This window comes from uncultured Maritalea sp. (genome assembly GCF_937139385.1).
Taxonomy (GTDB): domain Bacteria; phylum Pseudomonadota; class Alphaproteobacteria; order Rhizobiales; family Devosiaceae; genus Maritalea; species Maritalea porphyrae_A.
In genome coordinates this window covers 1-10,510 of sequence record NZ_CAKZPW010000064.1, presented here as the reverse complement: position 1 = coordinate 10,510, position 10,510 = coordinate 1, and the positions used below count along the sequence as shown (strand labels likewise).

Annotated in this window: 11 protein-coding genes; 2 read left to right on the top strand and 9 right to left on the bottom strand. The window is 50.3% G+C overall.

Features of this window, described 5'->3' with window-relative positions:
- The 4 genes from Q0231_RS02815 to fabA form a co-directional block, all read right to left on the bottom strand.
- On the bottom strand, window positions 1-816 hold an 816-nt coding region (locus Q0231_RS02815; RefSeq protein ID WP_299344793.1), incomplete at its 3' end, for an NAD(P)-dependent oxidoreductase.
- Between the two features lie 125 nt (window positions 817-941).
- A complete protein-coding gene (locus tag Q0231_RS02810) occupies window positions 942-1,670 on the bottom strand; it encodes a metallophosphoesterase family protein (protein ID WP_299344790.1) in 729 nt (242 codons plus the stop codon).
- A 189-nt stretch (window positions 1,671-1,859) separates the two neighbouring features.
- Entirely contained in the window at window positions 1,860-3,086 is a 1,227-nt protein-coding gene (gene fabB, locus Q0231_RS02805) for a beta-ketoacyl-ACP synthase I (protein WP_269393312.1), read from the bottom strand.
- Between the two features lie 39 nt (window positions 3,087-3,125).
- Window positions 3,126-3,638 carry a bifunctional 3-hydroxydecanoyl-ACP dehydratase/trans-2-decenoyl-ACP isomerase gene (gene fabA / locus Q0231_RS02800; RefSeq protein ID WP_269393313.1) on the bottom strand — a complete coding sequence of 171 codons (513 nt, stop codon included), beginning with the start codon at window positions 3,636-3,638 and terminating at the stop codon, window positions 3,126-3,128.
- A gap of 329 nt (window positions 3,639-3,967) precedes the next feature.
- Between fabA and irrA the strand changes: the two genes are divergently transcribed.
- Entirely contained in the window at window positions 3,968-4,414 is a 447-nt protein-coding gene (gene irrA, locus Q0231_RS02795) for an iron response transcriptional regulator IrrA (protein WP_367274460.1), read from the top strand.
- A gap of 11 nt (window positions 4,415-4,425) precedes the next feature.
- Here the strand turns inward: irrA and Q0231_RS02790 are convergent, their stop codons facing one another.
- A complete protein-coding gene (locus Q0231_RS02790) occupies window positions 4,426-5,010 on the bottom strand; it encodes an SH3 domain-containing protein (protein ID WP_299344784.1) in 585 nt (194 codons plus the stop codon).
- Between the two features lie 121 nt (window positions 5,011-5,131).
- Between Q0231_RS02790 and Q0231_RS02785 the strand changes: the two genes are divergently transcribed.
- Entirely contained in the window at window positions 5,132-6,133 is a 1,002-nt protein-coding gene (locus Q0231_RS02785) for a D-glycerate dehydrogenase (protein ID WP_299344781.1), read from the top strand.
- A 332-nt stretch (window positions 6,134-6,465) separates the two neighbouring features.
- Here the strand turns inward: Q0231_RS02785 and pnp are convergent, their stop codons facing one another.
- The 4 genes from pnp to rbfA all read right to left on the bottom strand — a co-directional run bounded on the left by pnp (window position 6,466) and on the right by rbfA (window position 10,505).
- Window positions 6,466-8,595 (bottom strand): polyribonucleotide nucleotidyltransferase, encoded by a 2,130-nt coding sequence (gene pnp / locus Q0231_RS02780; RefSeq protein WP_299344778.1) that lies wholly within the window; start codon window positions 8,593-8,595, stop codon window positions 6,466-6,468.
- Between the two features lie 227 nt (window positions 8,596-8,822).
- On the bottom strand, window positions 8,823-9,092 hold the full coding sequence (rpsO, locus tag Q0231_RS02775) for a 30S ribosomal protein S15 (protein ID WP_269393317.1): 270 nt from the start codon (window positions 9,090-9,092) through the stop codon (window positions 8,823-8,825).
- A 165-nt stretch (window positions 9,093-9,257) separates the two neighbouring features.
- Complete coding sequence (truB, locus tag Q0231_RS02770) at window positions 9,258-10,166, bottom strand: tRNA pseudouridine(55) synthase TruB (RefSeq protein ID WP_299344773.1); 909 nt, start codon at window positions 10,164-10,166, stop codon at window positions 9,258-9,260.
- A gap of 18 nt (window positions 10,167-10,184) precedes the next feature.
- A complete protein-coding gene (gene rbfA / locus Q0231_RS02765) occupies window positions 10,185-10,505 on the bottom strand; it encodes a 30S ribosome-binding factor RbfA (protein WP_299344796.1) in 321 nt (106 codons plus the stop codon).
- Between the last annotated feature and the right edge of the window lie 5 nt (window positions 10,506-10,510).

Sequence of the window (10,510 nt, the reverse complement as noted above, 5' to 3'; positions counted from 1 at the left end):
GAATGTTTGGTTTGGTCCAATTTCACCCTTTTGTGGAACGTCTTGGTAGAATTGTTCAATCAGTTCAGCCGAATTCGCCCCTACAGAATGATCGTCGTTCGATGCATTAAAAATCTCAAAACCAAGATCATTTGTTGAAAGACATTGGTCAACCATGTGGCCCAAATCTCGCGCATCAATATAGGCAAAAATGTTTCTTCTGCGCAGCGACGGATCGGCCATGTAGGCAGGGAAATTTTGCTGATATTCGTGCGGTTCAATGACGTTGTTTATACGTAGGCCGTAAATATCGAAGCCGCTGCGGCATTGAAAACTGCGTGCCGTGACCTCATTTACGACTTTTGACATTGCGTAGCTGTCTTCTGGAATAACTGGGTGCTCTTCATCGATTGGTATGTATTCAGGTTTGCGCTCACCATCCGCAAAACACACGCCATAAGTGGTTTCTGAAGATGCAAAGATTATCTTGCGAATGCCAAGTTTCACTGCCGCATCAATGACATTGTAGGTACCGATCGTATTGATGCGATAACACTCATTGTCAGAGGTTAAGAGCAGACGCGGAATGGCTGCAAAATGCACGACAGCGTCAAATTTTGGCATCCCATTGCCTGGTTCAAGTTCGTCAAAACCGGCATAGCTCGCCATAACGTCAAACATTTGCCCTGCGTCGGTGATGTCGGCTAGACGATTGTCGACGCCGGGTAAATCTAACGGCACACGATCAACATTGAGCACTCTGTGTCCCTTGTTAAGCAAATAGGCCACCGCATGGCGTCCCGCTTTGCCTGATCCACCTGTAAATAAAATCCGCATCCATGTTTCCTCTTTTTAGCTATGACACAATGCAAACGATTACATCGCTCATTCTACAGAGTTTTGCTCAACCGAAAAGCAAAAACATCTGTCCCAGCGGGTTTCAATCCCTGGCGCTCAAACCATTAGGGTGTCAATGTTTCTCGACCATCTCTGGTGAGCAGCCAACTGTTTTTTCCTTCAAACACCGCCGTTGAAAGCGGGTTGCCGTAGCCAGCGCCTGAATCCAAATTGATCCGGTTGCCATAATGGGTGGGTGCATCGATGGTTGTGTGGCCGTGCACCACAAGCAATGGGTGGGGGGCGGTATGATCCAAGAAGCCTTCTCTTATCCATACAAGATCGTCGGGGTGTTGATTTTCCAATGCAACACCTGGCCGAATGCCAGCATGAACAAACAGCAAATCACTTTCAACGCGGGTCAGGGGCAGGTTGGTCAGGAAATCCAGATGTGTTTGTGGTACGGCCTTTTTTGCATCTTCGTGAATTTGAAAAAGCCGACTTTCACTGTGCACCTCAACCCCATAGGAAGCCATGGTTTGAATGCCGCCGATATTTTTGTGGAACCAATCATATCCCGGTTTTAGGCGATAGTCGGTGCGGGGATAATCTTCCAAAAACATGGTGAACATGCGGTCGTGATTGCCCAACAGGCAAGTCCAGTTTTTGCCCGACTGCACGCCATTCATCAAAAGCTCAACAACGGCTTTGGAGTTTTCGCCTCGATCTACATAGTCACCCAGAAAGACAATTTTTGCGTCCTTGCCGCCATCCCGCTCGATTTTTTCAAGCGTTGTGTGCAGCATTTCGAGTTGGCCGTGAATATCGCCAATGGCATAAATTGGATCAGCCATTTTTACTCCTTTTGGAAGAGATTCAACAACAAAAAGGGGCCAAGAGGCCCCTTTAGATTTTTCAATGCCGCCTTCGGCGCTTTCCCGGCACCCCCGAGTTTTCTTGCCGCCGTCGCGCCTTCGGCGCTTCCCCGGCACCCCCGCCAATTGGTGCCAGAATTGGGTTTCTAGGTTGGGGAACCCGAGAAACTAAGCGTCTTTGTGTTTGAACACCAAAGTGGCGTTGGTGCCACCAAAGCCAAACGAGTTGGACATGACGCAGCCAATGGATTGATTGTCGCGACGTTCTTGCAAGATTGGCATATCTGCAAACTCTGGGTCGAGTTCGAAGATATTGGCTGATTTACACAAGAAGCCTTCGTTCATCATCATGACCGAATAAATCGATTCTTGCACACCAACCGCGCCCAATGAGTGACCGGTTAAAGATTTGGTTGCTGAAAGTGGTGGGCACTTATCTTCATTGCCAAACACTTTGCGAATCGCTTCGATTTCTTTGATGTCGCCAACCGGAGTTGAGGTGGCATGTGGGTTGATATAGTCGATCGGCAGATCAACCGTTTCAAGCGCCATGCGCATGCAACGCTCGGCACCTTCACCAGATGGCGCCACCATGTCGTAGCCATCAGAAGTTGCGCCATAGCCAACAATTTCAGCCAGAATGTTCGCGCCGCGTGCTTTGGCGTGCTCATATTCTTCCAAGACCATAACGCCTGCGCCACCAGCGATGATGAAGCCGTCGCGGTTTTTGTCGTAGGCGCGAGAGGCAAGCTCTGGGGTGTCATTGTACTTGGATGTCATCGCGCCAAGCGCATCGAACATATTGGACATTGACCATTCAAGATCTTCAGAACCGCCAGCAAAAACAATGTCTTGCTTGCCCATTTGGATTTGCTCGTAAGCATTACCAATGCAGTGCTTTGATGTCGCGCAGGCAGATGTGATCGTGTAGTTCACGCCTTTGATCTTAAACGCGGTGGCCAAGGTGGCCGACGCGGTTGAAGACATGGCCTTTGGCACGGCTAGCGGGCCAATGCGTTTTGGGCTGAGGTTTTTGCGGGTCAAATCCGCTGCATTGATCAGCGTTTCAGTGGATGGACCACCTGACCCCATAACGATGCCGGTGCGTGGGTTTGAAATATTGTCTTCTTCTAGACCCGCTTGCTCAATCGCTTCTTGCATGGCGATATAGTTCCACGCGGCACCACGCGCCATAAAGCGGGTTGTGCGTCGGTCAAGAATGGCAAATGGATCTAGGGTCGGCTCACCGTGCACTTGGCTACGAAAGCCATATTCCACGTGCTTTTCAGCCCGTGTTATGCCCGGTTTAGCGTCGTGCAGGCTTTGCAACACTTCTTGCTTGTTATTGCCGATTGAGGAAACAATCCCCATGCCTGTGATGACAACTCTTTTCATATAACCCTCTTCATGCGCATTAAAGCAGCCAGATCGATGCTACTTGTTTTCTAGGCCGATCAAGCCCACACGCAAATTTTCCGCCTTGTAAATAATTTCGCCGTCAGCTTTGACCCAACCGGTTGCAACACCAAATGGCAAAGGTGACTTCATGTGTTTTTTGATGTCCACATGATATGTTAGCAGCTTTTTGTCGTTTGTGGCTTGGCCAACAAATTTAATTGACCCGCCCAATGCACGGCCACGGCCCGGTGATCCGGCCCATGACAGATAAAAGCCGATCATTTGCCACAAAGCATCAAGGCCCAAGCAACCTGGCATCACAGGGTCACCGATAAAGTGACACTTATAAAACCAAAGATCCGGATTAAGGTCCAGTTCAGCGGTTACGCTGCCTTTGCCAAATTCACCTTCATCCGCATTAATGTTGGTGATGCGGTCGAACATAAGCATTGGGGGAGCTGGCAATTTCGCATCGCCTTGACCGGGCAATTCGCCCTTGCCGTGCAAGATTAATTCTTCGTAGCTAAACTGGTTGGCACGTTCTGTCATAAGCCAAACTTCCTTCATTTATTTTGGTTGCTGCGGCCAAATTTGAATTTAATCGTGGCTCGGCCCAGACATGCTTTTGGCCGTGCATAACATTTTTGTTCACATTCGCAAAGCAAATGCGCCCTAGTTTCGCCCATTTTTGTGATTCTGAGCCACTTCAGAAAAACGTGCCGTAATTCAATAAAACCACAAGCAATTGGACGTACAATTCAACAATAGTTGAACGAAACAGTTCACACGTTCACCACGTGACAAATGGTCAGTTGTTTGATGTGCTGAAATTGACTATAATTCGCAACTAGAGATCAAATAGACGCGAAAAAGAACTGATGACTGCACACATTGGCAATCAAAGATATACACATGGCTCACGCGGACCATGTTTGACCGCTGTTTTGCGGATGGCGGGTTTGCGCCCAACACGGCAACGTTTGGCTCTGGCGGATTTGCTTTATGGTGGTGGACACCGGCACGTCAGCGCGGAGGCCTTGCATGCAGAAGCAGGTTCGGACGGGGTCACCGTGTCTTTGGCCACCGTTTACAACACCTTGCGCCAATTCAAAGATGCAGGCCTATTGCGCGAAGTCACAGTTGATGCGGCCCGCACCTATTTTGATACCAACACTTCGGATCACCATCACTTCTTTATTGAGGATGAAGACCGGGTGGTCGATATCCCCACCAATGACATTGAAATCAGTGGTTTGCCTGAGGCGCCTAAAGGCATGAAGATCACCCATGTGGATGTGGTGGTACGGGTAAAAAGCGCAGGCTAGATTGCCCGGGGCTATTTCACCTTTTCATCTTTATAAACGCCCCACAAAGCGACTTGATTGATCCAGCCAGAGAAATTGTCGCTTTTGTCCGTTGATGCGTCAGGTTTATAGCGCCCGCTGATTTTGCACCAATTGTCCGCGCAATTGTCTACGCTCACCAAAACTTTTGGCTGCAAAATGGCCCGCCGGGGTGCCGTGGCATCAGCGCGGGCATAAATTGGAGTGCCCGAAACAGCTTCATCAAGCCAGGGGGTCACCAATGCTGTGCGACGGCCCGACAATAGGGTTTTATGGATCCAACCTTCAGCACCCTCCGAATCACGCACCTTGCGCCAAGCATCAAATTCTTGAACAATTTCGATGGGGAGGCCGTTCTGCACAAAAATCCAAGCCACTTCATATTTTTGCCCGGGGCCCACACGCACATTGATCTTGGACGAGCCAAGCGAAGCAAAACGGGGTAAGGGCAAACCCGATGCGCCAACCGATTGCGCCAAAACCACCGGCTGACCCGCCAACAGCGCGGTGCTAAGCGCTAAGAACAAGACAATGATATGCCGAGCAAGGGATTGGCGTGTGGTTTTGATTTTTGACATTCGGGGAGAAGCTCTTTTCAGTGGCAAAGAATTCACATAACAATTAGCCAAATACACCTTAAGGTATAGCTAAGACTGTGCAGCTAATGCTGAACCGGATTATAGCCAATATGAGGTTTGAATGACAGGATCAACTGCCAAAATTTTTGTGACCCGACGGTTGCCCGCGCTGATTGAAGAGCGCATGGCGGCTTTGTTTGATACGCACTTTATTGGCGAAGATCGCCCCCAAACCAGTGAAGAACTAATCGTACAATCTCAGGATTGCGATATTTTGGTTTCCACCATCACCGATCAACTCAATGCCGAGGTGATTGGGGCGCTGGGCAAAAATGTGCGCATGATCGCCCAATTTGGCAATGGGGTGGACAATGTGGATGTGAACGCCGCATCCGCGCGTGGCATCACCGTGACCAACACCCCCAGCGTTCTAACAGACGACACAGCAGATATGGCCATGGCGTTGATATTGGCGGTGCCTAGACGCTTGATCGAAGGCTCACAAACCTTATTGAAAGACGGCACGTGGCCGGGCTGGTCGCCCAATTGGATGTTGGGGCGTCGCCTCGCTGGTAAACGGCTCGGCATAGTAGGGCTTGGCCGCATTGGCATGGCAGTTGCCCGGCGCGCCCGCGCCTTTGGGTTGGAGATCCACTATTTTGGCCGGTCCCGAAAACCCGGGGTGGTGGAAGAAGAGTTGGATGCACACTATTGGGACAATCTAGATGAAATGCTTAGCGCCGTAGACATTGTTACGCTGCACACACCTTCAACCGAAAAAACCCGCAATATCATCAACAAAGAGCGGTTGGCGCTGATGAAAGACGACGCCTATTTGGTCAATCTTGCGCGGCCGAATTTGATCGACGAAAAGGCATTAATCGAAGCGGTGCAATTGGGCGAGATATCTGGTGCGGCGCTTGATGTGTTTGAACATCATAAAGTGATCAACCCCGCCCTTTTAGACCTCGCCCGGCAAGACAAAATTGTTTTGACGGCCCATATGGGGTCGGCGACCCTCGAGGGGCGTATTGAGATGGGTGAAACCGTTATTGTTAATATGCGCGCGTTCTTAGATGGCCATCAGCCGCCTCATCGAGTGTTGCCGGACCGGGTTGGCTAGGCAGCTCTTTTCGCGCCGCCGTTGGTCGCTGCGCTCAGCTTCTTTTGGCGCTCGCGCCGCGCAGGCTGGCCCGGCCCCCCCGGCTCTTTTTTCGCGCCGCCGTTGGTCGCTGCGCTCCCGACCCCGCCCCCCGCCGGTTGTACGTATCCATGTAAAAGCCGTTGCAAGTGGGACTTGATCGCGGCTCAGGGCCGGGAATGCCCTTACGAAAATCAAACTGTCCTCTTGGCCTCCCCGGACTTAATCCGGGGTCAATCAAAAGTGAAGAAAGCAAAAAGCCCGGCACTGATTTCTCGGGCCGGGCTTCTTTATTCAACAAAGGTTAGAACAGATTATTCTGCGTCTTCGCCTTCTTTGATTTCTTCACCAGTTTCCTGGTTTACAACTTTCATCGACAAACGCACTTTGCCGCGGTCATCAAAGCCCATAAGTTTCACGTAAACTTTTTCGCCTTCTTTGATCACGTCAGTTGTTTTTTCAACGCGTTTATCGGCAAGTTGTGAAATGTGCACTAGGCCATCACGTGGACCGAAGAAGTTCACAAATGCGCCAAAATCAACGCATTTAACAACGGTACCTTGGTAGATTTCGCCAACTTCAGGCTCATCTGTGATCGACTTAATCCATTTAACCGCTGCGTCGATGGCTTTGCCATCGCTTGAAGCGATTTTGATGGTGCCATCGTCTTCGATGTTCACTTTAGCGCCTGTTTTTTCAACGATCTCACGGATCACTTTACCGCCAGAACCGATCACTTCACGGATTTTGTCGGTTGGGATCTTCATGGTTTCGATGCGTGGTGCAAACTCACCAACTTCATCACGAGCGCCATCAAGAGCTTTAGACATTTCACCCAAGATGTGATGACGACCTTCTTTGGCTTGTGCCAAAGCGGTTTTCATAATGTCTTCGGTGATGCCAGCGATTTTGATGTCCATTTGCAACGATGTGATACCATCAGAAGTACCCGCCACTTTAAAGTCCATATCGCCAAGGTGATCTTCGTCACCCAAGATGTCTGAAAGCACAGCGAAACGATCGCCTTCCATGATCAAGCCCATGGCAATACCAGAGACCGGACGAGGCATTGGAACACCCGCATCCATAAGCGCCAAAGATGCACCACAAACAGACGCCATTGAAGACGAACCGTTAGATTCTGTGATCTCAGAAACAATACGAATAGTATAGGGGAATTCTTCAACACTTGGACGCACTGGGTTAATCGCGCGCCACGCCAATTTGCCATGGCCAGTTTCGCGACGGCTTGTGCCACCCATGCGACCAGCTTCACCTACTGAGTAAGGAGGGAAGTTATAGTGCAGCATGAAGTTGTTTTTGAACGTGCCATCAAGGCTGTCAACGAACTGCTCGTCGTCGCCTGTACCTAGCGTTGCAACAACCAAGGCCTGAGTTTCACCACGGGTAAACACGGCGGAACCGTGCGTACGTGGCAAAATGCCAGCTTCAGCAACGATAGGGCGTACTGTTGACAGGTCACGACCATCAATACGCTTGCCTGTGTCCAAAACGCTCAGGCGAACAACTTGGGCTTGAAGTGATTTAAACACCGCGCCAATTGTTTCGTCTTTATAAGCTGGGGCTTCACCTTCAGCTGGCGCATAATGTGCTTTGACTTTGGCTTTGGCCGCATCAAGTGCAACGTAGCGCTCTTGCTTTTCTGTGATTTGGTAAGCGGCACGAATGTCGTCTTCAACCAATTTAAGCATGTCAGCTTCTAGCGCTGATTTATCTTCAGCTTCGGATTCGCGTGGCTTTTTAGCCGCGAATTGTGCAAGCTTGATGATGGCGTCGATCGCGTTTTGTGATTGCTCGTGGCCATACATAACCGCGCCAAGCATCTGATCTTCGCTCAATTCGCTGGCTTCTGATTCAACCATCAAAACAGCGTCTTGCGTGCCAGCCATAACCAGATCCAATTTTGAATCTGTTTCTTGCTCTGGTGCAAAGTTTAGAACGTACTCGCCATCGATATAACCAACGCGTGCCGCACCAATTGGGCCCATGAATGGAATGCCCGAAATTGTAAGTGCTGCTGAAGCGGCGACCAAGCCAAGGACGTCTGGACGGTTCTCAAGGTCATACTGAAGCACGGTTACAACGATTTGTGTTTCGTGCTTATAGCCTGCTGGGAACAAGGGGCGGATTGGACGGTCGATCAAGCGACAGATCAATGTTTCCGCTTCTGTAGGACGGCCTTCACGTTTGAAGTAGCCACCCGGGATTTTGCCCGCAGCGTAGAATTTTTCTTGGTAGTTTACCGTCATCGGGAAGAAGTCGACGCCCGGTTTTGCAGATTTGGCTGAAACAACAGTTGCCAATACAACGGTTTCGCCAAGGGTTGCTAGAACAGCACCGTCTGCCTGACGTGCCATTTTGCCTGTTTCAAGGGTCAGCGGTTGGCCGCCCCAGTTTAGTTCCACCTTATGGTGATCAAACATATTTTTTATCCTAAAATGCCTTGGCGGATGTGTCCCTCATGGCCACATTTTCGAAATCGACAAGGCGTCGTTCATTTGTGTGCTGAACGGAGAAGAGAGCTGGATGGCAAGGCGCTTTTGAAGATACGTTCATATCAAAAGCGACCGACGATCCCGCCCGCTTGGCCGTTCGGCCAGATTGTAAAAAGGCGCGGTAGCCACAGACCACCGCGCCAATTTGGTTGTGCCTAGCGGCGCAAGCCTAGACGCTCGATGAGCGACTTGTAACGTGCTTCGTCTTTATTGCGGGTATAATCCAGCAAACGACGACGCAAGCTAACCATTTTCAAAAGACCACGACGTGAGTGGTTGTCTTTCTTATGGTCTTTAAAGTGTTCGGTGAGGTTTGAAATACGCTCCGAAAGGATCGCAACCTGAACTTCTGGTGAACCTGTGTCACCTTCTTTGGTTGCATATTCTTTGATAAGCTCTTCTTTGCGCTCAGCAGTAATCGACATCGTAAATTCCCTTCTTACAAACTAAAGGAGTAAAAGCCGCCATGCGCCAAGATGTCGTCCAGCGCTGGCCCGAATTGGCCGCCCATTGGTTAAGCCATAGGAGCGGTTGCGCTGGCTTATACAGCAAAATAGGACATATGAAAAGAGGTAGGTTTGTGCAGCGTTTCAGCCCGCAACAATCACACGGGAAGGTTTGAACTGGCCTTTTTCAACATATCCCATCGCAACCATTGCCCCTTTGTGGGTGGCATATGCCTCATCCAAGGCGATAGGCGCGTTGCGGCCAATCAAAAGCGCTGGATTTCCCATACGCACCAGTTGTGCTTGGCGTTCGTCCAGCACCACTTCTGGCAAATGGCTCACGGCTTCATTAAGCGGGCGCAATTGCTGATCACGCTCGGCCAATTCCAATGCTTCAATTTGTTCAATCGTTACCGCATCTTGATCGGTGAACGGGCCAACCGCCGCCCTGTGCAAACGCGACACATGGCCTTTTGAACCCAGTTGCTCGGCAATATCGCGCGCTAATGCACGAACATAGGTGCCCTTTTGGCAAGTAACGCGAAATGTTGAAATCTGATCACTATGCGCCAGCAGTTCAAAGGCTTCAATTTCAACTTCACGGGACGGCATGTCCACTTGTTCGCCTGCGCGTGCCAAATCATAGGCACGTTCGCCATTGATCTTGATCGCAGAGAAGGCGGGCGGCACCTGGGTGATCACTCCGGTAAAGGCGGGCAAAATGGCTTCTAGTTCTGACTGACTCGGACGCACGTCAGATGTTGCGGTCACTTCGCCCTCGAGATCATCGGTGGTGGTGGTTGAGCCCCACTTGAGGTCAAACTCATATATTTTGACCCCATCTTGCACAAATGGCACCGTTTTGGTGGCTTCGCCCAAGGCGATGGGTAAAATACCGGTTGCCAGCGGATCAAGAGTGCCGGCATGGCCGCCCTTTTTGGCGCTATAAAGCCATTTGATTTTCCCCACCGCCTGGGTGGAGGTCACATCATAGGGCTTATTGAGAACAAGCCAGCCGGAAACGGCGCGTTTTTGGCGTTTAATTTGGGTCATTGATTTGCTTTTGATCGCTTAAATGTCTTCAGGATCGTTCTGATCATCGCGGGGCTGCAGATCTTGCGCCACATGGTCTGAACGCAAGAGTTTCTCAATCCGGCCCGCTTCATCAAACGTTTCATCGGCAAAAAAACGAAACTCTGGCGCGTGTTTTAGATTGAGATTTGCAACGACCTGTCCGCGAATGAACTTTTGGTTGCGGTTGAGTGCTTCAACCACTACGTCCACTTTTTGCCCCCCCAAGGGCATAATATAGACCTTGGCAATTTTGAGATCAGGCGCCATACGCACCTCAGGCACCGTGATGAATGCACCATCCAAATCCGGGTCCAATATTTCAT